Source organism: Stenotrophomonas sp. Bg11-02 (assembly GCF_002836635.1).
GTDB lineage: Bacteria > Pseudomonadota > Gammaproteobacteria > Xanthomonadales > Xanthomonadaceae > Stenotrophomonas > Stenotrophomonas lacuserhaii.
Genome location: NZ_PJAY01000050.1, coordinates 135,722 through 161,371 on the forward strand (window position 1 = coordinate 135,722; position 25,650 = coordinate 161,371).

Annotated in this window: 17 protein-coding genes and 1 pseudogene; 11 read left to right on the forward strand and 7 right to left on the reverse strand. The window is 67.9% G+C overall.

Going from position 1 to position 25,650, the window contains the following annotated elements; translation table 11 throughout:
- Window positions 1-14: 14 nt before the first annotated feature.
- The gene (locus CXG43_RS05150; protein WP_101098973.1) at window positions 15-1,172 is read right to left on the reverse strand and encodes a porin; all 1,158 of its coding nucleotides are present in this window, start codon (window positions 1,170-1,172) and stop codon (window positions 15-17) included.
- Between the two features lie 491 nt (window positions 1,173-1,663).
- Between CXG43_RS05150 and CXG43_RS05155 the strand changes: the two genes are divergently transcribed.
- From CXG43_RS05155 to CXG43_RS05170, 4 genes are read left to right on the forward strand one after another with little or no spacing between them, the layout of a single operon-like run.
- On the forward strand, window positions 1,664-2,362 hold the full coding sequence (locus CXG43_RS05155; RefSeq protein WP_101098974.1) for a response regulator transcription factor: 699 nt from the start codon (window positions 1,664-1,666) through the stop codon (window positions 2,360-2,362).
- Window positions 2,349-3,743, forward strand: a complete 1,395-nt coding sequence (locus CXG43_RS05160; protein ID WP_101098975.1) for a sensor histidine kinase — start codon at window positions 2,349-2,351, stop codon at window positions 3,741-3,743. The genes CXG43_RS05155 and CXG43_RS05160 overlap by 14 nt, the downstream gene beginning before the upstream one ends.
- Window positions 3,740-4,840 carry an ABC transporter substrate-binding protein gene (locus tag CXG43_RS05165; protein WP_101098976.1) on the forward strand — a complete coding sequence of 367 codons (1,101 nt, stop codon included), beginning with the start codon at window positions 3,740-3,742 and terminating at the stop codon, window positions 4,838-4,840. Before CXG43_RS05160 ends, CXG43_RS05165 begins: the two co-directional genes overlap by 4 nt.
- 21 nt (window positions 4,841-4,861) lie before the next feature.
- Window positions 4,862-5,509: a response regulator transcription factor gene (locus CXG43_RS05170; protein WP_042614680.1), complete on the forward strand. Its 648-nt coding sequence runs from the start codon at window positions 4,862-4,864 to the stop codon at window positions 5,507-5,509.
- Window positions 5,510-5,573: 64 nt separating this feature from the next.
- Here CXG43_RS05170 and CXG43_RS05175 read toward each other — a convergent pair whose 3' ends face one another.
- Both CXG43_RS05175 and CXG43_RS05180 read right to left on the reverse strand, forming a co-directional pair.
- Window positions 5,574-8,222 carry a PAS-domain containing protein gene (locus CXG43_RS05175; protein WP_101098977.1) on the reverse strand — a complete coding sequence of 883 codons (2,649 nt, stop codon included), beginning with the start codon at window positions 8,220-8,222 and terminating at the stop codon, window positions 5,574-5,576.
- 57 nt (window positions 8,223-8,279) lie between these two features.
- A pseudogene (locus tag CXG43_RS05180) lies at window positions 8,280-9,439 on the reverse strand (porin).
- Window positions 9,440-9,674: 235 nt separating this feature from the next.
- Here CXG43_RS05180 and CXG43_RS05185 point away from each other — a divergent pair.
- Together CXG43_RS05185 and CXG43_RS05190 are read left to right on the forward strand one after the other, a co-directional pair.
- Window positions 9,675-11,018 carry a dicarboxylate/amino acid:cation symporter gene (locus tag CXG43_RS05185; RefSeq protein WP_101098978.1) on the forward strand — a complete coding sequence of 448 codons (1,344 nt, stop codon included), beginning with the start codon at window positions 9,675-9,677 and terminating at the stop codon, window positions 11,016-11,018.
- 238 nt (window positions 11,019-11,256) lie between these two features.
- The gene (locus CXG43_RS05190; RefSeq protein ID WP_101098979.1) at window positions 11,257-13,548 is read left to right on the forward strand and encodes an NADP-dependent malic enzyme; all 2,292 of its coding nucleotides are present in this window, start codon (window positions 11,257-11,259) and stop codon (window positions 13,546-13,548) included.
- A gap of 180 nt (window positions 13,549-13,728) precedes the next feature.
- Here CXG43_RS05190 and CXG43_RS05195 read toward each other — a convergent pair whose 3' ends face one another.
- Entirely contained in the window at window positions 13,729-14,427 is a 699-nt protein-coding gene (locus tag CXG43_RS05195; protein WP_101098980.1) for a basic secretory protein-like protein, read from the reverse strand.
- Complete coding sequence (locus CXG43_RS05200) at window positions 14,424-17,705, reverse strand: GH92 family glycosyl hydrolase (RefSeq protein ID WP_232767615.1); 3,282 nt, start codon at window positions 17,703-17,705, stop codon at window positions 14,424-14,426. The genes CXG43_RS05195 and CXG43_RS05200 overlap by 4 nt, the downstream gene beginning before the upstream one ends.
- Before the next feature lie 276 nt (window positions 17,706-17,981).
- Between CXG43_RS05200 and CXG43_RS05205 the strand changes: the two genes are divergently transcribed.
- Genes CXG43_RS05205 through CXG43_RS05215 form a run of 3 tightly spaced genes read left to right on the forward strand, consistent with a single transcriptional unit; the run spans window position 17,982 to window position 20,620 of the window.
- Window positions 17,982-18,179 carry a zinc-finger domain-containing protein gene (locus CXG43_RS05205; protein ID WP_042614687.1) on the forward strand — a complete coding sequence of 66 codons (198 nt, stop codon included), beginning with the start codon at window positions 17,982-17,984 and terminating at the stop codon, window positions 18,177-18,179.
- Between the two features lie 16 nt (window positions 18,180-18,195).
- On the forward strand, window positions 18,196-19,311 hold the full coding sequence (locus CXG43_RS05210; protein ID WP_101098982.1) for a glycosyltransferase: 1,116 nt from the start codon (window positions 18,196-18,198) through the stop codon (window positions 19,309-19,311).
- The gene (locus CXG43_RS05215; RefSeq protein ID WP_101098983.1) at window positions 19,292-20,620 is read left to right on the forward strand and encodes an O-antigen ligase; all 1,329 of its coding nucleotides are present in this window, start codon (window positions 19,292-19,294) and stop codon (window positions 20,618-20,620) included. The genes CXG43_RS05210 and CXG43_RS05215 overlap by 20 nt, the downstream gene beginning before the upstream one ends.
- A 134-nt stretch (window positions 20,621-20,754) precedes the next feature.
- Here the strand turns inward: CXG43_RS05215 and CXG43_RS05220 are convergent, their stop codons facing one another.
- A complete protein-coding gene (locus CXG43_RS05220) occupies window positions 20,755-21,672 on the reverse strand; it encodes an LpxL/LpxP family Kdo(2)-lipid IV(A) lauroyl/palmitoleoyl acyltransferase (protein WP_101098984.1) in 918 nt (305 codons plus the stop codon).
- Window positions 21,673-21,742: 70 nt separating this feature from the next.
- Here CXG43_RS05220 and waaA point away from each other — a divergent pair, with 70 nt between their 5' ends.
- On the forward strand, window positions 21,743-23,062 hold the full coding sequence (waaA, locus tag CXG43_RS05225) for a lipid IV(A) 3-deoxy-D-manno-octulosonic acid transferase (RefSeq protein ID WP_101098985.1): 1,320 nt from the start codon (window positions 21,743-21,745) through the stop codon (window positions 23,060-23,062).
- Window positions 23,063-23,191: 129 nt separating this feature from the next.
- Window positions 23,192-24,157: a hypothetical protein gene (locus tag CXG43_RS05230; RefSeq protein WP_157825058.1), complete on the forward strand. Its 966-nt coding sequence runs from the start codon at window positions 23,192-23,194 to the stop codon at window positions 24,155-24,157.
- 63 nt (window positions 24,158-24,220) lie between these two features.
- On the opposite strand, the gene mgtE is transcribed toward CXG43_RS05230, so the two are convergent.
- Entirely contained in the window at window positions 24,221-25,606 is a 1,386-nt protein-coding gene (gene mgtE / locus CXG43_RS05235; RefSeq protein WP_101098987.1) for a magnesium transporter, read from the reverse strand.
- Window positions 25,607-25,650: the final 44 nt, after the last annotated feature.

A 25,650-nucleotide genomic window follows, 5' to 3' on the forward strand; every position in this document is an offset into this window, starting at 1 on the left:
GAGAGCGGGGAGCGTCAGAAATCGAACTGGAGACGGCCGGTGACCGCGCGCGTGCGGTCGACGGTGACGTCGGCCAGGCGGTCGCGGTTGCGGCTTTCGATCAGGTTGAGCATGAAGCGCAGGTTGTCGCGCAGGTACCAGTTGCCAGCAAGTGTCCAGGCCTCGGTGCTGCCCTCGCGCAGGTCCGGCAGGCCGACCAGGTGCTGGTCACCGCGCATCTGGTCGTAGCGCAGCGCCAGTTCGACGGCGCCGGCCCTGTGGTGGATGTCCTTGATGCGGGCGAAGCGACCGGTCCTGCGATCGTAGCCGCGCGATTCGCCGGTCACGAACCAGCTCAGCATGCCGTAGCCGGCCAGCACCTTGCCGCGCTGCAGGCCATCGTCGAACGTGGCGCCGCTGAACTCGCCCTGCCAGGACCACGGCCCACGCACCTGTGCGTACTCCAGCGACCACTTGTCCACGTCGGTATCGCGGCCTGCGGAGAAATCGACCAGGGTCAGGCGGCTCTCATCGGACAGGTGGCCGGCGGGGCGCGGACGGATGCGCAACCCCGGGGCACCGCTGGCGCCGGGGTTGTCATACAGCTCGCGTGCCGCCGAGATGCCAAGGTGCAGCACGTCGCCGGCAGCGGGACTCGGCGCCCACGTGGCACGGCCACCGGCGGCGCGACCCTTGACCTGCCAGGCATCGATGCTTTCCAGGCTGTACAGGCTGGCCGCCCAGGTGAAGTCGCCCGGATCGGCCTGCCAGGAAGCGCTCAGCCGGTACAGCGGCGCCAGCGAGGTGCCCGCGTTGCCGCGTTCCAGGAAGCTGCCGTAGTTGGAACCGGTGCGGTCATCCAATGAGAAGTACTGCTTGAATTGACCGACGGTGAGCCGGCCGGCATCGCCGAAGCTGCGGCTCAGGTACACATCCTTGGCTTCAACGCGGTCGCCGGAGAAGTCGGCTTCCATCTTGTAGTCGACCACGAAAAGCTTGCCGGATACGTCAAGCCACGCACGCCGCACCTCGGTGTCATCCTTGTTCGGCGTGCCGCGTCCGTCGTTGTCGAAGCTGGCGAAATCCAGGTGCAGGCGGCCACCGATCTCGGCGGTGACCGGCCGCTCATCGTCGGCGGCAAAGACCGGCGCAGCAGCAAACACGGCGCAGGCAGCCACCGCGCACGACCCCATGTTCGACCAACGAACAGAAAATACTTCCACAAACCCTCCCAGGTGCGCGCCCGGCGCGCGGCCAACGTGGGCACCCGGAACGGATGCGAGGCCGCAGTCTCGACCCAGCAAGCTGTCATTCACCTGTCAGCGGTTTGTGCAGCGCAGCGAAACCCCCGCGATTCCGCCAGCCGATCCGCCAGCCGAGCATGGCGATGCCGGGCATCCTGCCCGGCACCCTGCGGGCCGTCGCTACCGCTCTTCTTTGTTCAACGCGGCTGCCGGCCACCGGAACCTGTCAGGGCGACGGGTGGGTGGGGTTGGCAGGACCGTCTGTTGCCATGGAGGGCAACAGCGAGCCCCCAAGGACGGGTTCACGGCGTGTCCTGCCAACCCCACCCACCCGTCGCACACCCATGGCCTCAGCTCCAAAGCCAGCCGCGAGGGGGTATCACCCGTTCGACCCACCCCCCGTGCGTTAGCATCTCCATTCCCCCGTACCCGACAACCGCATGCGCCTGCTGCTGGTCGAAGACAACCCGGACCTCGCCGATGCCATCATCCGCCGCATGCGCCGCAACGGCCACGCCGTGGACTGGCAGTCCGATGGACTGGCCGCCGCCAGCGTCCTGCGCTACCAGAGGTTCGACCTGGTGGTGCTGGACATCGGCCTGCCCAAGCTGGACGGCCTGCGCGTGCTGGCTGGCATGCGCGAACGCGGTGACAGCACCCCGGTACTGATGCTCACCGCTCGCGACGGCATCGAAGACCGCGTGCAGGCGCTGGACGTGGGTGCCGATGACTACCTCGGCAAGCCGTTTGATTTCCGCGAATTCGAAGCGCGCTGCCGCGTGCTGCTGCGACGCGCGCGCGGCCAGGCCAGCGAACTGGTGCAGATCGGCGGGTTCCAGTTCGACAACGCCGCACACCGCGTCAGCGTGGACGGCGAACTGATCGAACTGCCCAACCGCGAATTCCGCCTGCTGGAGATATTGGTCGGCCGGCTGGGACAGGTGGTCGGCAAGGACGAAATCGGCAATGGGCTGTTCGGTTTCGACGACGAAGCCGGGCCGAATGCCATCGAACTGTATGTCGGTCGGCTGCGCCGCAAGCTGGCTTCCGCGCCGCTGCGCATCGTCACCGTACGCGGCGTGGGGTACATGCTGGAAGCGGTGGACGCGAACGACGGGGGTAGCGATGCGCCCGCGTGAGCGGCAGCGGCCGGCGTCGCTGCGGCGGACCCTGACCCTGTACCTGGGCGCGCTGCTGGCGGTGTTCGCCGTGGCGCTGTTGTTCGCCGCACGGGATTACGGCCAACGCGCGGCGAACCGTTCCTACGACCACCTCCTGGTGTCTTCGGCGCTGTCCATCGCCGATTCGGTGGCGCTGGTCGACGGACAGTGGCAGGTCGACCTGCCCTATGCCGCGCTGGACCTGCTGGCGATGGCACCGCAGGACCGGGTGTTCTACCGCGTGGCCGACAGCCGCGGCATGCTGATCACCGGCTATGGGGACCTGCCGTCCGCGCCGCGCAGTGCGAAGCCATCCGGCGACGCTCCGGCTTTGTTCGATGCATCCTACAGCGGGGAAACCGTGCGTTTCGTGGTCGTGGCGCGCAACCTGTCATCGCCCTCGGCGCAGGGCGAGGTACAGGTGCAGGTCGGGCAGACCCGGCGTGCGCGCGAAGCGCTCGCGCAGGAGATGGTGAACCGCGCGCTGCTGGCCATCACCGTGCTGTCTTTGTTGTCGCTGGCGCTGGTCGGTGTCGGCGTACACCGTGCCTTCCGTCCGCTGGTGCGGGTGGAACGCGAGCTGTCGCGGCGAGAACCATCGGACCTGCGTCCGCTGGACGCGCACGTGCCTCGCGAGATGGACCAGATGGTCGCCGCGCTCAACCGCTTCATGGGCCGGCTGTCGACCAGCAATGAAACCCTGCGTTCGTTCATGGCCGAGGCCGCGCACCAGATGCGCACGCCGCTGGCGGCGCTGCGCGCGCAGGCGCAGCTGGCGCTGGATGACGAAGAGCCCGAGGACATGCGGCGCAGCCTGCTGGCGATCGAACGCAACGCCAGCCACATGAGCCGGCTGCTCAACCAGCTGCTCAGCGACGCCAGCGTGATCCATCGCGCCAACCTGCAGCGCTATGCACCGGTCGACCTTGCCGAAGCGGTCCACCAGGCGCTGCACGAGGCCGTGCCGCAGGTCGAGCCGATCCCACGCGTGCACCTTGCAATGAGCACCGGGCCGGTGTGGGTGCAGGGCGACGCGCTGCTGCTGCGCGAAGCGATCAAGAACCTGATCGACAACGCCATCAAGTACAGCGCGGCGGCCCCGTTGCAGGTGGCGTTGACCATTGATGGCGACAAGGCCGTGCTGACCGTCGCCGACCACGGTCCGGGCATCGCCCCGGGCGATGCCGAACGGGTATTCGAGCGCTTCGCGCGTGGCGAAGGTGCCGCTGCCGGCGGGGCCGGGCTGGGGCTTGCCATCGTCAAGCGCGTGGTGGATGCGCACGGTGGGCGGATCGATCTTTCCAACCGTCGCGAAGGGGGCCTGGTGGCCACCATCGTGCTGCCCCGGAGTCCTGCATGATCCGACTGTCTGCCCTTTTCGCCCTGCTGCTGTCCATGCAGGACGCCGCTGCCGCACCCGGCGACGTGCAGCGTTTCGCCGCCACCGGCCCGGCCAACGCGCACCTGCGCATCCATGGCTCGACCGACATCGAAGTATTCGCCGTGGTGATCGCCGACTACCAGCGCCTGCATCCGGGAACGGAAGTGGTGTACGAAGACATCATCACCCAGGACCTGCATGCGCGCTTCCTTCGCCAACGGAAGGGGGCCGCCTCGGCCGACCTGCTGATTTCCAGTGGCATGGACCTGCAGGCCAAGCTGGTCAACGACGGGCATGCATTGGCGCACCGCTCGCCACAGACCGAGGCGCTGCCGGCGTGGGCGCAGTGGCGCAGCGAGGCCTTCGGCATCAGCTACGAGCCGGTGGCGATGGTCTACAACACCCGCACGCTGCCTGCCGCGCGCGTGCCGCGGACGCGGCGACAACTGCTGGACCTGTTGCGCGCGCCGGATGCGCCGCTGCGTGGGCGGGTCGGCACCTATGACATCAACCGCAGCAGCGTGGGCTACCTGCTGGCCACGCAGGATGCGCAGCGCGGCAGCATGGCCGGCGCGCTGCTGGGTGCGCTCGGCGACAACCAGGTGCTGCTGGAGGAGCGTACCGGCGTGCTGCTGGACAAGGTCAGCAGCGGCGAGCTGTCGCTGGTCTACAACGTGCTCGGCTCCTACGCGCAGGCGCGCATCGATGACGGCGAGCCGCTGGGCATCGTCGAACCGCAGGATTACACCCTGGTGATGCTGCGCACCGCGCTGATTCCGCGCAACGCGCGCAACAGTGTCGAGGCACGGCGCTTCCTGGACTATCTGCTGTCCCCGCGCGGCCAGCAGGTGCTGTCCCGCGAAGCCCGGCTGATGCCCATCGTGCGGGGCGGCGCGGGCCGCAACGGCAGCCCGGAGCGCAACCTGCGGCCGATCCAGCTCGGGCCTGGATTGCTGGTCTACCTCGATGCATTGAAGCGGCGGCAATTCCTGGACGCATGGAACAGCAGCATGCGTCCGGCGCGCCAGCCGGCATCGATGCAAGGGCAGCGTGGCCCGGCAGCCGCAGCCGACTGAAGTCGGCTCTACAATGCGCGCATGAGCGAACTGAACCTGCTGGTTGCCGACGACCATCCCCTGCTGCGCGCTGCCGTGGTCCATTCGCTGCGGCAGGGCCTGCCGCAGGTCAACGTGCGCGAAGTCGCCAGCGCCGAAGCGCTGGAGCAGGCGCTGGACCAGCACCCCGACGTGGACCTGGTGCTGCTGGACCTGACCATGCCCGGCGCGCACGGGTTTTCAGCGCTGCTGCACGTGCGTGGCGCGCATCCGGACATCCCGGTGGTGATCCTTTCTTCCAATGACCACCCGCGCGTCATCCGCCGCGCGCAGCAGTTCGGCGCCGCCGGTTTCATCCCCAAATCGGTGCCGCCGGAGACCATCGGCGAGGCGGTGGCGGCCGTGCTCGATGGGGGGCTGTGGTTCCCTGCGATGGCGGCCGAGCGATCCGACGCCGATGCACTGCTGGCCAGCCGCCTTGCGCAGCTCACGCCGCAGCAGTTCCGCGTGCTGCTGTGCCTGGCCGATGGGCTGCTGAACAAACAGATTGCCTACACGCTGGGGCTTGCCGAGAACACGGTGAAGGTGCATGTCACCGCCATCCTAAAAAAGCTGGAGTGCCACAGCCGCACGCAGGCCGCGGTGCTGGTGAAGGCGCTTGAGCCGGAAGGGGACGCCGGACTGGTGTAAGGCAGGACAGGGCTGCGCCGCTGCGCTCGCCGACCCTGGGTCGGCGCTACCCCTTTGACGGGTGCTACCTGCGGTGGCGCAGCAGCAACTGGGTCATCAGCGCACGCAGCGCGGGCGGGCGCACCGGTTTGGCCAGGAAGCCCCAGCCGTTGCCAGCGGCCAGCGCCCTGAGCGCGTCATCGCCTTCGGCGGTGACCAGCACCACCGGCGGCCGCGCCTGCCAGCGTTCGCACAGCGCCTCATACAGCGTCGGCCCATGGAACTCGCCCATGCGTACGTCCAGCAGCAACAGCTCCGGTGCGTGCCCGGCGTGGGCAGCATCCAGCGCGGCCTGGGGGCCTTCGGACTGCTCGACATCGCAGCCCCATTTTTCCAGCAGGGCACGCGTGGCAGCGCTGACATGCGCATCGTCATCGATGGCCCATACCCGGCGTCCACGCAGTGGACTGTCTGCCGTGGTCTCCACCACCACCGGCGCGTGCACCATCACCGAGGCCACCACCTCATCCGCCCGGCCCAGTGGCACGGCCACTTCAAACATCGTGCCGCTGCCCAGCACCGAGCGCAGCCGGATCGGATGCCCCAGCAGGCGCCCGATGCGTTCGACGATCGCCAGGCCCAGTCCGGTGCCGCGTTCCTGGCCATCATGCAGGCGGCGGAATTCTTCGAAGATTTCCTTGTGCAGGCTTTCCGGGATGCCCGGGCCCTGGTCGTGGACCTGGATCCACAGGCGGCTGCCTTCGCGGCGGCAGCCCAGCAGCACGCGGCCACGCTGGGTATAGCGCAGCGCATTGGACAGGAAATTCTGCAGGATGCGCCGCAGCAGGGCCTCGTCGCTGACCACTACGGCGCCGGTGGCGACCCAGTGCAACTGCAGTCCACGGCCTTCGGCGGCGATGCCGAACTCGCGGGCCAGCGTCTCCAGCAGCGGGTTCAGCGCGAAAGCCCGCACCCGCGTCTGCAGGCTGCCCGATTCCAGCCGGGAGATGTCCAGCAGGCTGACCAGGATCGCATCCTGTGCCGACAGCGCCGCTTCGATGTGGTCGGCGGTCTGTTGCTGTTCGTCATCGGCCAGCTTGCCGCGCAGCACCGACACGAACATGCGCGCGGCATTCAGCGGCTGCAGCAGGTCGTGCACGGCCGAGGCGACGAAGCGGGTCTTGTAGCGGTTGGCCTGCTCGGCCTCGCGCCGCGCCTCGTCCAGGTCGTGGGTGCGCTCGGCCACGCGGTGTTCCAGCGCATCGGCCAGCGAACGCAGCTCGCGCGCGGCGTTCTTGTAGCTGGTGATATCGGCATAGCTGGTGACGAAGCCGCCGTCGGGCAGCGGGTTGCCGCGGATCTCCAGCACGGTGCCGTCGTCTTTCTCGCTTTCGCGCATGTGCGGGCGGCCGCTGCGCAGGTGGTTGAGGCGGCGTTCGATGGCTTCGTCGACGGGCCCTGGCCCGAGCAGGCCGCGACGCGCGTTGAAGCGGAAAATCTCCTCGATCGGCCGTCCCACCTGCACCAGTCCCGGCGGGAAGCGGAACAGCTCCAGGTAGCGCGAATTCCAGGCGACCAGCTGCTGCTGGCTGTCGATGATCACCACGCCCTGCGGCAGGTGTTCCAGGCTGCGGCTCAGCCCGCGGTCGGCATCCTGGGCGGCCTGCAGCAGGCCATCCTGCGCGCTGCGCAGTTCCTGGGCATGCTGCTTGAGCAGGATTTCCAGTTCGCGCCGGCTGCGCTGGCGATGCGCCGAAAGGCGTCGCCGCTGCTGCACGAACAGCACCAGGAAACCCAGCGCCAACCATGCCGCACCGCCGCCAATGGCTGCACTGCGGGCCACCGCGCCGGCCGCGCTGGCATCGTGCAGCAGGTGCAGGTGCCAGTTTTCTTCGGGCAGGTCGATGGTCTGCCACAGCAGCGCGCGGGGCATTGCCGGATCGGCCATGCGCACGATCCGGCCACCGTCATCCAGCACCCGCTCGGTGCGCGCGCGCAGCGGCTGCAGCGCGCGGTCTGCGTACTGGCGGCTGGCCAGCATCTCGCTGCGCTCTTCCCTGCCCAGCGTCCGCAGCAGGCGGTAACGCCAGGGATCCTGGTTGGACAGGAACACCACGTCGTGGTTGTCGCTGGCCAGCACGATGTCCGGGCTGGCCACCCATTCCTGTTCCAGCGCGGACAGTTCGATCTTGATCACCACCACGCCCAGGCGGGTGCCGTCGGCAGCGTCGATGGCGTGGGACAGGAAATAACCGGGCACGCCGGTGGTCATGCCGATGCCGTAGAAACGGCCGTGGCCGGCCGCCATCGCCTGCAGGTAATACGGCCGGTAGCTGTAGTCTTCGCCGACGTTGGTGGAGGGCTGGTCCCAGTTGCTGGCCGCCACCGCCACGCCATCGCGCCCGACCAGGGTCAGGGTGGACGCACGGGTCACCTGGTTGGCCTGGGACAGCTTCAGGTTCAATCGCTGGCGGTCGGCGGGATCGGGCGCGCTGCGCAGCGCGGCCAGCAGGTCCGGATCCAGTGCCATCACCTGCGGCAGGGTGCCGAAGCGGTCGATCCGCTGCTGCAGCCCCTGTCCGTAGAGCTGCAACTGGCGCCGCACCTGCGCGCTCTCACCGGCCAACGCGCGCTGGCCGGCGAAATGCCCGGCCGATACCGCGCACAGTGCGGTCCCGCCGATCATCACCAGCAGGGTCATGGCCAGCTTGCGGTAGCGGCCGAGCCGGTACATGCGGACAGAGTCTAAGGGCAGAGCGGGTCGGTGACCCGCTCACTCACCCGGCCCGGCTCAGAAATGCATCTGGGCGCGGACTTCGAAGATTTCCGGCTTGGTATGCACGCCGCGACGGCTGGCATCGGCCTTGATGTAGTTGGCCTGGAACTTGAAGTGGCTGGTCAGGTACCAATTGGCACCCAGGGTCCAGTTGTGTTCACGGCCACCGAGCACGTCGGCGTCGTCCAGGTCCAGCCGGCTGTAGCGCGCCAGCACTTCCACCGCGCCGTAGTCACGCGCCGGCTTGACGTTGGACACGCTGCCGCTGCTGTAGCCGCGCGATTCGCCGGTCAGCACCCAGCTGCCCATCACGTACTGGCCGTTGCCGGTGTAATCCGGCTTGCCTTCGCGGGTGATGGTGGCCTGCAACGCTTCGGCCTGGACCGAGAACGGGCCGCGGATGAAGATGCCTTCCAGACCGGCGCGGTTGACCTTGTCGGCGGTGACCAGCGCACCGGAATCGACCAGCCGAAGGTCGGTCAGGCCGGCCTCCGGACGCGCGCGGAAACGCGCGGTCGCTTCGTGGTGCACGTCGCGGCCATCACGCCAGCCACGCGGGTTTTCCTGCGACAGCGCCAGGCCCAGGTGCAGCACGTTGGCTTCGGCCTTGACCGGGGTCCACACCGCACGCACCGCCTGCATGGTGCCGGGGTTGTCGCCCTGCAGGTCCTTGCCACCGTACAGGCCGGCCTGCAGCAGGTAGGCCGGGCGCTCCAGCATCCAGTCCACGCCGGTACGACGACCGGCGTAGAAGGCCTGCACCGGCATCGCGAATTCCATGAAGCTGCCGGCGCGCGAGCTGGTCACCGCATCCAGGCCGACGGGGTCTTCATGTAACCGAAGCGGAACTTGCCGATGTCCTGGCCGACGAACGCCTTGCTTTCCAGGCGCAGGTACACGTCCAGCCAGGTATCGGACTGGAAGTCGTAGTACACCATGGCGTCATACACGCCCTTCTTCTTCAGCGTGGCGCCGAATTCCTTGCGGCGCACGGCATCGGCGTTTTCGATGTCGCCGGAGAAGTTGTTCCAGTCGTAGGCGATGTTGCCGGTGGCGGCCAGCTCGGTGCCATCAGCGAACGACACCTTGGTCGGCCAGTTGTCAAAACCGGCGGCGTTGGCCAGCAGCGGGCTGGCGGCCAGGGACAGGGCAAGCAGGGTCGGGGTCATTCGCATGGGACGGCGGATCTCTATTCGGGAAAGGTGGAACTACACGATCACCCGGCGGGGCGGGGTCGTTGCGACCGGCGCAGTGTAGGGGCAGAAACGCCCTCCGGGCAGCCTGAACCGGGGGGGTAGTACCAATAGGTTATCTGCTGATGCGTCCGCGCGGCGTACAAAGGGCGCCATCCGACGCCGCGTCACCTGTTCTTCGTGGCGTTGCCGTCATCAGTCCCTTCCGGAGCCCGCCATGCACGTTCCCGCCGCTTCCCCGGTGCCGACCAAGCCGCTGCCGTTCTATCGCCAGCTGTATTTCCAGGTGGTGGTCGCCATCATCCTGGGTGCCGTCCTTGGCCACTACGAGCCGCTGGTCGGCGAAAAGATGAAGCCGCTGGGTGATGCATTCATCAACCTGGTGAAGATGATCATCGCCCCGGTCATCTTCCTGACCATCGTCACCGGCATCGCCGGCATGACCCACCTGCGCACCGTGGGCCGGGTCTTCGCCAAGGCGATGGCCTACTTCATGTTCTTCTCCACGCTGGCACTGGTGGTGGGCATGATCGTGGCGCACGTGGTGCAGCCGGGCGCGGGCATGAACATCAACCCGGCCGACCTGGACCAGACCGCGGTCAACAGCTACGTGCAGAAGTCGCACGAGCTCACCCTGGTCGGCTTCGCGATGGACATCATCCCCAAGACGCTGGTCAGCGCGTTCGTGGATGGCAACATCCTGCAGGTGCTGTTCGTGGCGGTGCTGTTCGGCATCGCGCTGGCGCTGGTGGGCGAGAAGGGCAAGCCGGTGCTGAACTTCCTGGAGGCGCTGGTCGCCCCGGTGTTCAAGCTGGTGCATATCCTGATGCGCGCCGCCCCGATCGGTGCCTTCGGCGCCATCGCCTTCACCATCGGCAAATACGGCGTCGGCTCGCTGATCAACCTTGCCTGGCTGGTCGGCTCGTTCTACCTGACCGCCTTCCTGTTCGTGGTGGTGATCCTGGGCGCGGTGGCCCGCCTCTGCGGCTTCTCTGTGTTCAAGCTGGCGCGCTACCTGAAGGCCGAACTGCTGCTGGTGCTGGGCACGTCCTCTTCCGAGTCCGCGCTGCCCTCGCTGATGGAAAAGATGGAGCGCGCCGGCTGCAGCAAGTCGGTGGTCGGCCTGGTCGTCCCGACCGGCTATTCGTTCAACCTGGACGGCACCAACATCTACATGACCCTGGCGGCGCTGTTCATCGCCCAGGCCACCAATACCGAGCTGAGCCTGGGACACCAGATCGCCCTGCTGCTGGTGGCGATGCTGAGCTCCAAGGGCGCCGCCGGCGTCACCGGTGCCGGCTTCATCACCCTGGCCGCGACCCTGGCCGTGGTGCCGGAAGTACCGGTGGCCGGCATGGCGCTGATCCTCGGCGTGGACCGCTTCATGAGCGAGTGCCGCTCGCTGACCAACTTCATCGGCAACGCGGTGGCCACCGTGGTGGTTTCGCGCTGGGAAGGCGCACTGGACCGCGACCGCCTGAAGCTGGCGCTGGATGGCCGCGAAAGCGAGCTGCCGCCGCCGGTCGATGCGTCCCTGCCGCTCGCCTCTGCCAAGATCTGACCCTTCCACGTCAGGATGCGGGGCCCGTCAGCAATGACGTGGCCCCGCAGCTTTTTCCGCGCTGCCAGGCAGTCGTTGTCACACCCACGTAGGGGGCGCAGCGCGATGCTTGGCAGCTCGCTGGAACCGGCAGGGTTGGTGCGCTGCAGCACGCGCGCGACAGCCCCGCGACAGGTCCAGCTCGTACAACGGGGGTATGATCCCCTGTCCCCCTTGCCCATTCATGTGCCCAACGTCGATGTCCAAAGAAGATTTCAAACAGGCCGCCCTCGATTACCACCGCATGTCGCCGCCGGGCAAGATCAAGGTCACGGCGACCAAGCCGATGCTGACCCAGCGTGATCTGTCGTTGGCCTATTCGCCCGGCGTTGCCTACGCCTGTGAAGCGATCATGGCCGACCCGCAGCAGGCCAGCGAGCTCACCGCCCGCGGCAACCTGGTGGCGGTGATTTCCAATGGCACCGCGGTGCTGGGCCTGGGCAACATCGGCCCGCTGGCCGGCAAGCCGGTGATGGAAGGCAAGGGCGTGCTGTTCCAGAAGTTCGCCGGCATCGATGTATTCGACATCGAAATCGACGAGCTGGATCCGGACAAACTGGTCGACATCATCGCCTCGCTGGAGCCGACCTTCGGTGGCATCAACCTGGAAGACATCAAGGCGCCGGAGTGCTTCATCGTCGAGCGCAAGCTGCGCGAGCGGATGAAGATCCCGGTGTTCCATGATGACCAGCACGGCACGGCGATCATCGTCGGTGCGGCAGTGCTGAACGCCATGGCGATCACCGGCAAGAAGATCGAAGAAGTGAAGCTGGCGACCACGGGCATGGGCGCGGCCGGCATCTCCTGCGTCAACATGCTGGTGCAGCTGGGCCTGAAGCCGGAAAACATCCTGGCCTTCGACCGCGACGGCGTGATCCACACCGGCCGCACCGACCTGGATCCGGAAAAGGCGCGCTACGCGCGTGATACCGACAAGCGCACCCTGGCCGAGATCGTCGAGGGCGCGGACATCTTCCTGGGTCTGTCGGCGCCGGGCATCCTGACTGCCGACATGGTCAAGACCATGGCGCCGGATCCGGTGATCTTCGCGCTGGCCAACCCCACGCCGGAAATCATGCCCGAAGACGTGCGCGCGGTCCGTACCGACGCGATCATCGGCACCGGTCGTTCGGACTACCCGAACCAGGTCAACAACGTCCTGTGCTTCCCTTACCTGTTCCGCGGCGCGCTGGACGTGGGCGCCACCGCGATCAACGAAGACATGAAGATCGCCTGCGTGCGCGCCATCGCCGCGCTGGCACGGCGTGCAGCCACCGACATGGGCTCGGCCTACGGCGGTGACACCCCCAGCTTCGGCCGTGAATACCTGATTCCGCGCCCGTTCGACCGCCGCCTGCTGGTCGAGTTGTCCGCCGCCGTGGCACAGGCGGCGATGGATTCCGGCGTGGCCACCCGGCCGATCGCCGACATGGCCGCCTACCGCCAGAAGCTGTCCGAGTTCGTCTACCGCACCAGCTTGATGATGAAGCCGGTGTACGACCGCGCGCGCACCGACAAGCAGCGCGTGGTGTACGCCGAAGGCGAGGAAGAAGTGGTGCTGCAGGCGGTGCAGAACGTGGTCGACGAGGACCTGGCGCATCCGATCCTGATCGGCCGCCCGGACGTCATCGAGGCGCGCATCGAACGCTTGGGCCTGCGCCTGAAGATCGGCGAGAACATCCAGGTCACCAACATCAACGATGACCCGCGCTTCAACGAATACTGGCAGTACTACCACGCGCTGACCGGCCGCCGTGGCGTCACCGTGGCCGCTGCGAAGAACCTGATGCGCTCGCGTCCGACCCTGATCGCCGCGGTGATGGTGGCGCGCGGTGAAGCCGATGCGCTGCTGACCGGCGTGGTCGGCCGCTTCCACAAGAAGCTCGGTTACGTGCGCAGCGTGCTGCCGCTGGAATCGAAGGTCACTTCGACCTCGGCGATGACCGGTGTGATCAACCAGCAGGGCGTGTTCTTCTTCGTGGACACCCACGTGCAGGAAGATCCCACTGCCGAACAGCTGACCGAAGCCACGCTGCAGGCGGCTTACCGCATGAAGCTGTTCGGCATCGAGCCGAACGTGGCACTGCTGTCGCACTCCAACTTCGGCAGCCATGATTCGAAGGACGCGCTGAAGATGCGCCAGGTGCGAGAGATGCTGCTCAAGCGTAATCCGCGCTTGAACGTGGACGGCGAGATGCAGGGTGATACCGCGTGGGATGAAGCACTGCGACAGAAGCTGCTGCCGGGCTCGACCCTTAGCGGCCGCGCCAATCTGTTCGTGCTGCCGAACCTGGAAGCGGCCAACATCGCCTACAACCTGGTGCGCGTGTTCACCGACGGCGTGGCGATCGGCCCGATCCTGATGGGCGTGGCCAAGCCGGCGCACATCCTGACCAGCAGCGCGACCTCGCGCCGGATCCTGAACATGACCGCGATCGCTGCGGTGGATGCGCAGATCCGCAAGCAAATCGAGGCCGAGAAGAAGGCGTAAGCCTTCTTCGCGGGCTCGATTTGCCCACGCATTCCACCTTATCCCCGCGCCTTCGGCGCGCCCCCTTGAGCAAACCGCCAGCGGTTTGCCCACGCATTCCACCTTATCCCCGCGCCTTCGGCGCGCCCCCTTGAACAACAAGGGGGCTCTGCTTCGGATGGGGTGCGGGCGTGTGGGTTCTTATCGTGCTTTTACGTACGCCGCCCACAGGGCCGGCAGGGCGTGGCCGGTCTGCTCCCGCCACAGTGCCGGGGTGTAACGACCGCTGCGCAGCGCGTCATCCAGTGCCTTCACCAGGCCCGGATGGGCCGACTCGCTCCATTTCAGGAATGCGCCGGTTACCCGGTAGCCGGTGTCGAAATTCTGCCCGTCCTTCACCGCCACCGGCAGCGCCCAGCCGGCGGCGGCGTTGTCCACGCCGTAGCGGTCGCGCGCATAGTCGGCGATGCCTTCCACCAGCCAGCCTGGTACCCGCTCGTTGGCGTACTCCGGGTAGCCCTGCACGATGTGCATGGCTTCATGGGTCACCAGGTCGGTATCGCCAGGGTGCTTGGACAGCCACGCCGGATTGATCGTGATCGTCGCCGCCGCGGCCTTCTCGCCGACAAAGGCAATGCCGTCGTATGCCGGATCGATCACGATCGCGGCCTGCGTCGGTGCCATCGGATGGAAGTCGGCGCGCTGCGGCAGGTAGGCCTTGAAGAACGTGTCGATGATCCGCTGGCGCATGGCCTCAGGCAGCGCATCGTGTGCGTCCTGGTAGCGCAGGGTCACGCTGCCGCGCTGCTGCGTCGCTTCGAAGGCACGCGCGGCAGGGGAAGCGAGCAGGCACAGCGCAGCCAGTGCGCCCGGCAGCAGGCAAAGCGAAGCACGGTTCATGGTGTCGTCCCCGCGGCCAGCAGCTCTACTTCCGCCAGTTGCATCCGTCCGGGCGCACCGATGCGCAGGCGGTACTGGGCATAGCGGCCCGGCTTGGCGATGCGGAACGGACGGGTCTGCCGGGCCCAGGCGAAGTCTTCGGCGGTGCGTGTATCCAGCGTGGTCCAGCGACCGCCGGGAGTGCGTGCTTCCAGCGTCCAGGCTCCTCCACGGATGCTGTTCTCGCCACTGGTCAGGGTATACAACGACGCCGCACCATCGGCGATGCCGCTGAACATCACCGTGGCCTTCGCGCCCAGCGGCGCAGCCGTCGTGGCGTTGTCATCGACCAGCGCGTCCAGTGCACGACCGTCTTCCAGCCGCGCCTGCGCGCCCTTGGCCAGCAGGTCATGCAGCAGGGCAGGGCGCTGGCCGCGTGCGGTCAGCGACGGCAGTACATCGCCTTCGCCGGTGCCCCAGCGCGACGGCTGCGGACCCATCTGGAAGTCCAGCGTGGCGCCGGCGGCGACGATGTCATGCGGCAGCCAGGTCTTCGTCCACGGCTTGCCGTTGACCTTCAACGACTGCACGTAGACGTTGGCCGGGGAGTTGTCCGCCGCATTGACGGTCAGCACCGCGCCGTCCTGCAGGGTGACCTTGGCGTGCCGGAACAACGGCGAGCCGATCGCATACTCCGGGGCGCCCATCCGTAGCGGATACAGCCCCAGCGAAGCGAAGACATACCAGGCCGACGTCTCGCCGTTGTCTTCGTCACCCGGGTAGCCCTGGCCGATCTCGCTGCCCACGTACAGGCGCGCCAAGATCTCGCGCACATGCTTCTGGGTCTTCCACGGCTGGCCGGTGTACAGGTACATCCACGGGATATGGTGCGAAGGTTGGTTGCTGTGGGCGTACATGCCCATGCGCACATCGCGGGCTTCGGTCATTTCATGGATCAGCCCGCCGTAGGAACCGGCAAAGGCGGGATCAGCGGTTTCCGGCGTGGCGAAGAACGTATCCAGCTTGGCGGCGAGCGCCTCGCGCCCACCGTACAGCGCCGCCAGCCCTTCGCCATCGTGGGCGGCGGTGAAGGCGAACGTCCAGCCATTGGATTCGGTGTAGTCATGGCCCCAGACGCGTGCGTCGTAGTCCTTGGCAGCCACGCGCCAGCTGCCATCTTCGCGGCGACCCTGGAAGAAACCGGCGGCCGGATCGAACATGGTGGAGTAGGCCGCTGCCCGGTGGCCGAAGTAGTCCGCTTCGGTGGCGTAACGCTCGCGCTCAGCCGCCGAGCGGGCGTCGCCGGCGAGCCGGGTCGCCATGTTGGCGATGCCGAAATCGTTGAGCGCCCCTTCCATCGTCCACGACATGCCCTCGTGCACGTCGGCGCTGGCAAAGCCGGTGAAGAGGGAACGCTCCATGCCCTTGCGGCCGACATGCCGATCCGGCGGCACCACGGTGGCATTGCGCAGCGCCGCGGCATACGCGGTATCGATCTCGAAGCCGCGCACGCCCTTCAGCCAGGCATCTGCGAAGGCAACGTCCGAACTGGTACCGACCATCAGGTCGGCGTAGCCCGGCGATGACCAGCGCGCGACCCAGCCGCCGGCCTTGTACTGTTCCAGGAAGCCCTGTACCAGCGCGCCGACATCCTCGGCGCGGAACAGCGCATAGGCGGGCCAGGTGGTGCGGAAGGTGTCCCAGAAGCCGTTGTTGACGTAGACCTTGCCATCGCGGATCGGTGCGAAACTGCGCACCGCGCTGCCATCGGAGTCCTCCGCTGCGCTGGCCTGGCTGGCGTAGCGCCACTCCGGCGCCTGTGCGGTGCCGACGTTCTCGTGGCCGGAATTGGGGAACAGGTAGAGCCGGTAGAGGTTGGAGTACAGCGTGGTCTTCTGGTCCTCGCTGGCATCGCCGATGTCGAAGGCACCCAGTCGCGCATCCCACGCATCCTGCGCGCGGGCGGCGACACGTTCCAGGTCGTCGTCGGCGCTCAGTTCCAGGGCCAGGTTGTGGCGCGCCTGCTCCACCGAAATCAGCGAGGTGGCGATGCGCATGTTGACCTTGCGATCGCTGCCTGTGTCGAACTTGATGTAGCCGGTCGGGCGCCCGGTCTGCAGCGTGCCACTGCTGCGCCACGGACGGTCGAAACTCGCCACCACGTACATGCGCGTGGCGCCGTTGGACAGGCCGCTGCGGGTATTGGTGTAGCCGGACAGGGTCTGGCTGGCAGCGTCCAGGGTCAGCCCGCCGCGTGCATCGACATTGTCGAACAGCAGGTTGGCATCGCCGGTGGCCGGGAATTCAAAGCGGAACAGCGCGGCGTGGTCGGTCGGTGCGATCGAGGCGGCGATGCCGTTGTCGAAGCGCACGTCGTAACGATGCGGACGCGCGTTTTCCTGGTCATGCGAGAACGCCAGCGCGCGCTTGGCACGGTCCGCTTCGGGCACGCCGCGGCTGGACGATGGCATCACCTGGAAGGTCTGCCGGTCGCCCATCCAGGGGCTGGGCTGGTGGCTGAGCGACAGCGCCTGCAGGCGCGGGCGGTTGTCGGCGTCGTTGTGCTCGTTCCAGCGGTACAGCCAGTTCAGCACGCCGGCGTCGGTCACCGGTGTCCAGAAATTGAAGCCATGCGGCACCGCCGTGGCGGGGTAGTTGTTGCCGCGCGAGAAGCGCCCGTTGGATTGCGTGCCCCGCGTGGTGAGCACCCGGTCGGAGGGCCGCAACGGGGCCGCCGAACGCGCTGCACCGAGCTGCACATCGTCGATCCAGCCGGACACCGGCTTGCCCGCTGCGCTGGCCACTTCCAGCTCCACCGCCACCACGCGGCGGCCGCGCAACGCGGGCACATCGCCCAGGCGCACGGCCTTGTGCGCCCACTGCTGTGGATACAACGTCTTCGAATCGCCCTGGGCGGTGGCACCCAGCGCGAACCCGTGCTGGTCACGCACGGCGCTGGCCGACACGCGCTGGCCGTCGTCAAGCAGCAGGTCCAGCGAAACATACGTGGAAGCGACGGTATCGCCGTCCACGATTTCGGGCAGCACCATCCAGCTCAGGGTGGTGTCGGCGTCGATCTGCTGGTCGGTCGCCAGCAGCACCTGGCGGGCGGTGCCACCGGTGCTGCGGTACTGCAGTGCGCGCTGGCCGCTGTAGCCCGCGCCGGCCTTGGCCGCGTAGGGGTCTGCCGGGCCGGCCCCCACGCGCAGGCTCAGCGCGCCGCTGGCCGCCGCCGCAGGCATCGCTTGACCGGCCTCGAACGAGGTGGAAAGCGCGGCCGCATGGGCGGCGGGAAGCATGGCGAAAGCCAGCGCGAGGCACAGCGGCGCGCGGCGCGCACGGTCAGACGCATTACGGGGCATTGCGGTCTCCTCCCAGAGCAACGCGGACCATCCTGCAACAGGCATGTTGGCGCTGACAAGTGCATTTGGTTCGATCCAAATTGGTGCATCGCGCCATATGGAACGATCCAAATATTCGCATCCGGCCACGGCCAGGGCCGCCGGCGTCGCCGAACGTGCGTCGCGCCGGGTGCTAGAATCGCAGGCCTGCCAATCCCATTCACGATGCCCGCCATGAGCCATACCGCCACCGCTCCCGCCAACGCTGAAAAGCGTTACACCGTGCACCGCGGCGACCTGCCGCTGAGCTGCCCGACGCCGGAGATGGCGCTGTGGAACTCGCACCCGCGCGTGTACCTGCCGATCGAAGACGAACCCAACGGCGAAGCGAAGTGCGCCTATTGCGGTGCCGTCTTCGTGCTGGCCGACTGATCGGGCGGCCGGGCTGATGCGCCGACTGACCGTGGTGCAGTTGCTGCCGGCGCTGCACTCCGGCGGTGTCGAGCGCTCTACGCTGGAAATCGCCGCCGCGCTGGTCCAGGCCGGCCACCGTGCGTTGGTGGTGTCTGCCGGCGGGCGGCTGGTCGAGCCGTTGCTGGCCAGCGGTGCCGAGCATCTCACCCTGGATATCGGCCGCAAATCGCTGCTGACCCTGCGCCACATGCCCACCCTGCGCCGCCTGTTCGCCGAGGTCGGCGCGGACATCGTGCATGCGCGCTCGCGGCTGCCGGCCTGGCTGGGCCTGCATGCCGTACGCGCGCTGCCTGCCGCGCAGCGCCCGCACTGGGTGACCACCGTGCACGGACTGAACTCACCGGGACGCTACAGCGCGGTCATGACCACCGGCGAGCGGGTGATCTGCGTGTCCGAAACCGTGCGCGGCTTCGTCCAGCAGCACTACCCAACGGTGCCGTCCGCGCGCCTGCAGGTGATTCCGCGCGGCGTGGACACCGCGCAGTTCCCGCGTGTCGGCAGCCATGACAAACGCCCCAGGCTGGCGCTGGCAAAGGACCACCCCTGGCTGGCGGAAGTGACCGCGCCGGTGCTGCTGCTGCCCGGCCGCGGGACCCGGTTGAAAGGCCACACCCACGCCCTGCAGCTGCTGGCACGCCTGCATGCGGCCGGGGTGATGGCGCAGCTGTGGATGCTGGGCACGGACGAACCCGGGCGCGAGGCCTACGTACAGGAACTGCGCCGGCAGGCGCAGGCACTGGCGGTCGGCGATGCCGTGCACATCAGCGCTCCGACCTCGAAGATCGCCCAGGCCTACGCCGCCAGTGACCTGGTCCTGCAGTTGTCCGACAAGCCCGAAGCTTTTGGTCGAACCGTGGTGGAGGCCCTTTCCGTGGGCCGGCCGGTGCTGGGCTGGGACCACGGCGGCGTGGGCGAACTGCTGCGCCAGCTGCAGCCCGGCGGCGCCGTCGCCCTGGGCGACATGCAGGTACTGGGTGAACGCGCGCTGGCCCTGCTGGCGGCGCCCCCGTCGCTGCCGGCACGCATCCCGTTTACCCTGCAGGCCATGCAACGCGACACCCTCCGCCTGTATGCCGACCTTGCCGGCTGACCCGCTGCCCGCCGTGATCGATGATCGCGCCGGCCGCTGGGCGCCGTGGGTGGTGCTGGCCTTCGTCGCGCTGTGGCCGTTGCCCGGCATCGCCGAGGGGGTGCTGGCGCTGGGCGCGATCTATGCGGCGGTGCGCATGGTCACCCGCCGCCTGCAGGGCCAGCCGCGCCTGCTCAGCCCGGCCGCCTGGGCGCTGACCAGCATCCTGTTCCTCGGCTACTGGCTGCCGCAGGCGCTGTCTGCGCTGGATGCAGTGGACCCTTCAGCGGCCTGGACCAAGACCGCAGCCGGGCTGCGCTACCTGCCTTTCATGTGGCTGGTCGCCATTGCGGTGGCCACGCCAGCCCGGCGCGCGTTGACCCTGGGCGGGCTGGCCGTGATCACCGCAGCGTGGACGCTGGATGCCCTGGTGCAGGCGGCTGCCGGCACGAGTCCATGGTTCTGGTCGCTGGACCAGCTCAAGCAGCTGGCCAGCCAGCGGCCGCTGTGCAGCCCGGAAGAGGCCGCCCTTGCCGACCGCCTGAGCGGCGCGCTGGGACCGTGCAACCTCAAATTCGGCCAGGTGCTGGCCAGCCTGTCGGCCTTCCTGCTGCTGCCCGTGGCAGCCCGTTTCGGCCGTGTCGGCTGGCTGCTGGCCACCCTTGCCGTGGGCGTGGTGCTGCTGTTGGCCGGCTCGCGTGCGTCCTGGGTGACGTTCGCGCTGGTGGCGGCGTACAGCGGCTGGCGCGGGATGGGCGGACGCCGGCTACTGCTGCTGGCCGCGTTCGCGGTAATGGTGGCAGCGGGGCTGACCTACACCGTTCCGCAGCTGCGTGAGCGCGTGGACCGCACCGCGCAGGCCTGGGAAGGCGATGACGACGGCATCGAGCAGGCGCTGTCCGGCCGTGGCCGGATATGGTCTGCGGCGGGCTGCATGATCCAGGCGCATCCGATCAATGGCGTGGGCGCGCGTGGCTTCCGCGATGCCTATCCAGGCTGCGATCCGGCGGCCGGAAGCACCGGTGTCTGGGGTGCGGGACCGGCGCTGCACGCCCATCAGATCGTGCTGGAAATCCTCGCCGAAACCGGGGTGATCGGCCTGCTGTTGTGGCTGGCGGCGGCCGCGCAGGCGTGGCGGGCATGGCGGTTTGCGCCGCCCTCGGCACGTGAGCGGGCGCGGCCGGCGATGCTGGCACTGGCGGTCACGGTGTTTCCGTTGAATACCCACCTGGCGTTCCATTCCACGTTCTGGGGTGGGGTCACGGTACTGCTGGCGGCGTTGTTCGCGGGCAGCCTGCTGGCGCGTGACGAGCCGGGTTCCAGCGGCTAGACCCGCTCCACATGCTCAGCGCATGTCGGCTGTCGGTAACGCCGACCCATGGTCGGCGGAAAGCCTCGGGCCGCGTTTTTGCGCCATCCGCCGACCATGGGTCGGCGCTACCCGAAGCAGGACGCGGATTGTTTCTACTCGTAATAGGAACTGCGGCCGCCGGGTTGGCGCTTGAAGCGGCGGTGGATCCAGAGGTACTGGTCCGGGGCCTCGCGCACCATCTGTTCGATGGCCTGGTTGACCCGCGCGGTATCGGCTTCCACGTTCTGGGTCGGGAAGTTGTCCAGCGGTGCGCCGACCTTCAGGTAGTAGTCGCCGCCTTCGCGGCGATGGAAGTACGGCACGACCGCGCAGCCGGTCATGCGGGCCAGCTGGTGGGTGGCGGTGATGGTGGCGGCGGTGTGCCCGAAGAAGGGCACGAACACGGTGTCCTTGCCGCGCATGTCCTGGTCCGGCGCGTACCACAGGAACCCGCCTTTCTTCAGGTGCCGCACGCTGGCGCGGATGTCTTCGTTGGCGAACATCGCCGTGGCATAGCGCAGCCGGCCGAACTTCACTGCCCATTCGTAGACCGGATTGCGGTGCTTGCGGTACATGCCGGCCAGCTCGACGTGGTCGCACAGCAGGCGCCCGCACATTTCCAGGGTCATGAAATGGCCTGAAACCAGCAGCACGCCACGACCTTCGGCCTTCAGCTTGTGGAGGTGCTCCACGCCTTCCACGTGCACGCGCGGGCGGATGGTGGCGATGCTTCCCCACCAGGCGCGGGCGAACTCGAAAATGCCCACGCCGAGTGCATCGAAGCTGTCGCGCAGCAGGCGTTGGCGCCATGCATCATCCTTCTCCGGGAAACACAGCTTGAGGTTGACCTCCGCCGCCTTGCGTCGGCTGCCCGCCAGCCGCCAGCTGACCCAGCCGACGCCGCGCCCCAGCGCGCGCTGCAGCATCCATGGCAGCCGGGCGATGGCGAAGGCGCCGAGCATCACGGCGAACATGGGCCAGTTGCGCGGATCGCGCAGCGAAGGACGGGGGGCGGTGGTGGCATCGGACATGCCCCCATTCTACCAAGGCCCCATGGGCGGGCCGCGTGTCTTTCACCGGGCCCTCCCGTATCCTTCCCGCATGCGCAAAGACCCCGTCGAATGGATCCTGCGCGGCCTCTATTCGGCCGTGCTCTACCTGCTGCTGCCCATCACGGTGTACCACCTGGTCTGGCGCGGTTTCCGGGTGCGGGAGTACTTCCAGCGCTGGGACGAGCGCTACGCTTCCTACCCGGATTCGAGCTGCCAGCCACGTGTCTGGCTGCACGCGGTATCGGTCGGAGAGGTGAACGCCGCTGCCCCGCTGGTCAATGCACTGCGTGCGCTGCGACCGGACATCCGCTGGGTGGTCACCACCATCACCCCGACCGGCTCGGAGCGCGTGCGCGCGATCTGGGGCGATGCCGTGGACCACGTCTATCTACCGTACGACGTGCCCGGCAGCGTCGGGCGTTTCCTTAACCATTTCCAGCCCAGCCTGGCCTTGATCCTGGAGACCGAGCTGTGGCCGAACATGCTGTTCGGTTGCCGCAGCCGCGCGATCCCGGTGTATATCCTCAATGCCCGGCTGTCGGCGCGCTCGCTGCGCGGCTACCGCTTGCTGGCCGCGCTGATCCGGCGTGCACTGCGCACCGTCACCTTGGTAGCAGCGCAGTCCGACGACGATGCCGCGCGCTTCGTCCAGCTGGGTGCCGATCCGGCGCAGGTGCAGGCCCTGGGCAACCTGAAGTTCGACATCGCCGCGCCCAACGTGCAGGCTTTCGTCGAGCAGTTCCATCGCAGCGTGCCGGCGAAGCGACCGGTGTGGATCGCCGCCAGCACGCACGAGGGCGAAGAGCAGGCGATCATCGACCTGCACCGGCGCCTGCGCGTGCAGCATCCGCAGCTGTTGCTGCTGTGGGCACCGCGCCATCCGGAACGCTTCGCCCGGGTCGATGCGCTCGCCCGCGAACAGGGCTGGCAGGTGGCCACGCGTCGCGTGCAGCAGTGGCCGCAGGCCGACAGCGATGTGTTCGTGATCGATACCCTGGGTGAGCTGATGTCGTTCTATGCGTGTGCCCAGGTTGCGTTCGTGGGCGGCAGCCTGCAGGCCATAGGCGGCCACAACCTGTTGGAGCCCGCAGCGATGGGGACCGCGGCCGTCACCGGTCCGCACCTGCATAATTTCGCCGAAATCTCGCGGCGCATGCTCGAAGCCGATGCGCTGCTGATAGGACAGGACGTGCAGTCGGTGGGCGAACACCTGCAGCACCTGCTGTCCGATGCGCAGGCGCGTGAAGACATGGCACGCGCAGGCTGCGCGCTGGTCAGCAATGGCAGAGGTGCCTTGAAGCGCACGATCGCCCTGGTGGAACCGCAGTTGCCGCCGCCGCTCTCCAGCGCTGCCTCCGCCGACTGCTGACGCGATCCCGGCCGTCGCGGCGACGCATCGGCCGCGCCGGCTTCTTTTCAGATTTGCCCGATAGGGCGCCCTGCAGCGGCGTCCTAGCGTCCACGAACAGGCATCTGCCTGCTCTTCGTGGAGAACGCCATGGTGCTTCGTCTTTGCCTGCCACGCCGCCGCCGTGGGATGCGCCTGGCCATTGCCCTGCTATCGTCGATGGCTGCCTGCGCGCAGGCGGCCGGCGTGCAGGATGTCCCGCATTTCATCGGTCCGCTGGCGACGCCGGGGCCCCCGTTGCCGAAGGGTGCTCTCAACATCGAACCCTATGTCGTCTCCAGCCGCTCGGCGGCCCGTTTCGATGGCGATGGCCAGCGCCTGCGCAGCCCGGCGCCGATGCAGTGGAGCACCTCCATCCCGATCAAGTACGGGGTGACCGACCGGTTCAGTGTCGGTGGGACATTGCGCGGGCAGTACAACAGGCTGGCCGGCGGCAGCCGCGCGCTAGCCACCGGCGATACCACCGTGGCGGCATCGTTCGGGCTGATCGATGCCGGCGGGGCGCACCGGGCGCGCCTTGCGCTGACCGCGCGGCAGCGGCTTCCCACCGGCCGCCACGATCGGCTGGAGCGGCGCGACGTGCCCGGTAGTGGCACCGGCGCGGCCTCCACCACGATGGTGCTGCATGGCCAGGCCTACCTGCTCGAGGGACGGCTGCGCGCACGGGCCAGCGTCGACTGGACCCTGCCCGGGGCACGCGCACGCCTGCGCGGGCGCAGCGTGTACGGCACCGACACCGGGTTCGATGGGCGCATCCGGCTGGGTCACGGATCCGGGGCCACGGCATCGGCGGAGTTCAGCGTGGCCCCACGTTGGACGCTGGTGGGCGAAGTGCTTTACGAACAGGACGGCGGCTCGACGCTGCGCGGCGACCAAGGGCATGGCAGCGCCGAGCGCCGACAACGGCCCTCGATGTGGCGGCTGTCCGTGCTGCCCGCCGTGCAGTATCACCTCAGTGACCGGGTCGGGTTGATCGGTGGACTGCAGGTGGGCGTGATGGGGCGCAATGCGACCGCGCTGGTTGCGCCACAGATCGCGATCAACATGGGATTCTGAAACATCAGGTGGAGTGCAGCGCATCGTGGGGATGCGCTGCACCCCGCCCGCATCGTGCTTGCCTCAGGCGTCCGTGCCGACCAGCTGGTCTCCCAGCAGGGCCCAGGCGAAGCCGAAGTAGACGAACACGCCAACCAGGTCCATCACCGAAGTGATCAGGGGCGATGACAGGGTGGCCGGGTCAGTGCCCATGCGACGCGCAAGGAACGGCAGCAGCGCGCCGATGACGCCGCCCAGTGCAGTGCACACCAGCATGCTCAGGCCGACCACCAGCAGCACGTCGACACCCACGCCTTTGCTGAACCAGGCCAGCACCGCTTCCAGCAGCGCGATGGTGATGCCCAGCATCGCCGCCACCGGCAGCTCGCGCTTGATGACGAACAGGACATGCCGCCAGCTGAGTCCCAGTTCGCCCAGCGCCATGCTGCGGATGACCAGCGTGGCTGACTGGCTGCCGGTGTTGCCCCCCATGTCCACGATCGGTGCGATGAACGCGGCAAGCACGATCGCCTGGCTGAGCAGTTCTTCCTGCGCGGCGACGAAGGTACTGGTGATGATGCCGAAGAAGGTGAGCACCGCCAGCCAGAACACACGGACACTGAACATCCGCCGCAGCGGGGTGGCCATCATGTCCAGGTCCGTGCCGCCCGCCACCGCCGTGCCGCCGAAGCGCGCCAGCTGGTTGGCATCCTGCTGTTTGTCGATGTCCATCGCATCGTCGACGGTGACGATGCCGATCATGGCCTGGCTGGCATCCAGCACCGGCACGGCCAGCAGGTCATAGCGGCGGATCAGCTCGGCGGCCTGCGCGCGCGGCCACGCGGCCTGGACGAAGACCGGGTCCGGCCGCACCAGGCTGGCCACCGTCGCATCGCCGGCGGCGACCACCAGGTCGCGCAACGACACGGTCCCCTGCAGTCGACGCTGGTCGTCCAGGACGTAAAGGGAGTAGATCGTCTCGCTGCTGGGGGCGAGGGTGCGGATATGCGCAAGCGCCTGTGTGACGGTCTGGGCGCTGTTGACTGCGACGAAATCGGAGGTGGTGACCGAGCCGATCGACTGCTCGGGATAGGCGGAAAGCGTGAGGATGTCCTCGCGCTCCACGCCATCCAGCCCGGCCAGCAGGTCCGGTCGGGACAGCGCGTCGAGACGATTGAACAGATCCGCCCGATCATCGGCGGGCATCCGCTCGACCAGATCGAAGACGGTCTGCCGGGGCAGCAGGGCGATCAGTTCATCCTGCTGGGAGAAGGCCAGATGGGCGAACAGGTCGGCCCGCTGCTGCGGATCGAGCAGCAGCAACAGCGCTGACAGTGACTGCGCGGAGGTGCACAGCAAAGCTTCGGCGAGGTCGGAGGGATGCGATGCACGGACCAGCGTCGCGAAGCCTTCGCGGTCGGGTGCATGGGCAAAGCGGCGCACGGCGAACATCAGCTCTTCACGGTTCATCGTGATGATTCCTTTTTTTCTGGTTGAAGGAAGGGGGAATGCGG

Excerpts from the sequence above, each read along its gene's own strand:
- CXG43_RS05150 (WP_101098973.1), bottom strand. The coding sequence starts at position 1,172 with ATGGGGTCGTGCGCGGTGGCTGCCTGCGCCGTGTTTGCTGCTGCGCCG.
- CXG43_RS05155 (WP_101098974.1), top strand. The coding sequence starts at position 1,664 with ATGCGCCTGCTGCTGGTCGAAGACAACCCGGACCTCGCCGATGCCATC.
- CXG43_RS05160 (WP_101098975.1), top strand. The coding sequence starts at position 2,349 with ATGCGCCCGCGTGAGCGGCAGCGGCCGGCGTCGCTGCGGCGGACCCTG.
- CXG43_RS05165 (WP_101098976.1), top strand. The coding sequence starts at position 3,740 with ATGATCCGACTGTCTGCCCTTTTCGCCCTGCTGCTGTCCATGCAGGAC.
- CXG43_RS05170 (WP_042614680.1), top strand. The coding sequence starts at position 4,862 with ATGAGCGAACTGAACCTGCTGGTTGCCGACGACCATCCCCTGCTGCGC.
- CXG43_RS05175 (WP_101098977.1), bottom strand. The coding sequence starts at position 8,222 with ATGTACCGGCTCGGCCGCTACCGCAAGCTGGCCATGACCCTGCTGGTG.
- CXG43_RS05185 (WP_101098978.1), top strand. The coding sequence starts at position 9,675 with ATGCACGTTCCCGCCGCTTCCCCGGTGCCGACCAAGCCGCTGCCGTTC.
- CXG43_RS05190 (WP_101098979.1), top strand. The coding sequence starts at position 11,257 with ATGTCCAAAGAAGATTTCAAACAGGCCGCCCTCGATTACCACCGCATG.
- CXG43_RS05195 (WP_101098980.1), bottom strand. The coding sequence starts at position 14,427 with ATGAACCGTGCTTCGCTTTGCCTGCTGCCGGGCGCACTGGCTGCGCTG.
- CXG43_RS05200 (WP_232767615.1), bottom strand. The coding sequence starts at position 17,705 with ATGCTTCCCGCCGCCCATGCGGCCGCGCTTTCCACCTCGTTCGAGGCC.
- CXG43_RS05205 (WP_042614687.1), top strand. The coding sequence starts at position 17,982 with ATGAGCCATACCGCCACCGCTCCCGCCAACGCTGAAAAGCGTTACACC.
- CXG43_RS05210 (WP_101098982.1), top strand. The coding sequence starts at position 18,196 with ATGCGCCGACTGACCGTGGTGCAGTTGCTGCCGGCGCTGCACTCCGGC.
- CXG43_RS05215 (WP_101098983.1), top strand. The coding sequence starts at position 19,292 with ATGCCGACCTTGCCGGCTGACCCGCTGCCCGCCGTGATCGATGATCGC.
- CXG43_RS05220 (WP_101098984.1), bottom strand. The coding sequence starts at position 21,672 with ATGTCCGATGCCACCACCGCCCCCCGTCCTTCGCTGCGCGATCCGCGC.
- waaA (WP_101098985.1), top strand. The coding sequence starts at position 21,743 with ATGCGCAAAGACCCCGTCGAATGGATCCTGCGCGGCCTCTATTCGGCC.
- CXG43_RS05230 (WP_157825058.1), top strand. The coding sequence starts at position 23,192 with ATGGTGCTTCGTCTTTGCCTGCCACGCCGCCGCCGTGGGATGCGCCTG.
- mgtE (WP_101098987.1), bottom strand. The coding sequence starts at position 25,606 with ATGAACCGTGAAGAGCTGATGTTCGCCGTGCGCCGCTTTGCCCATGCA.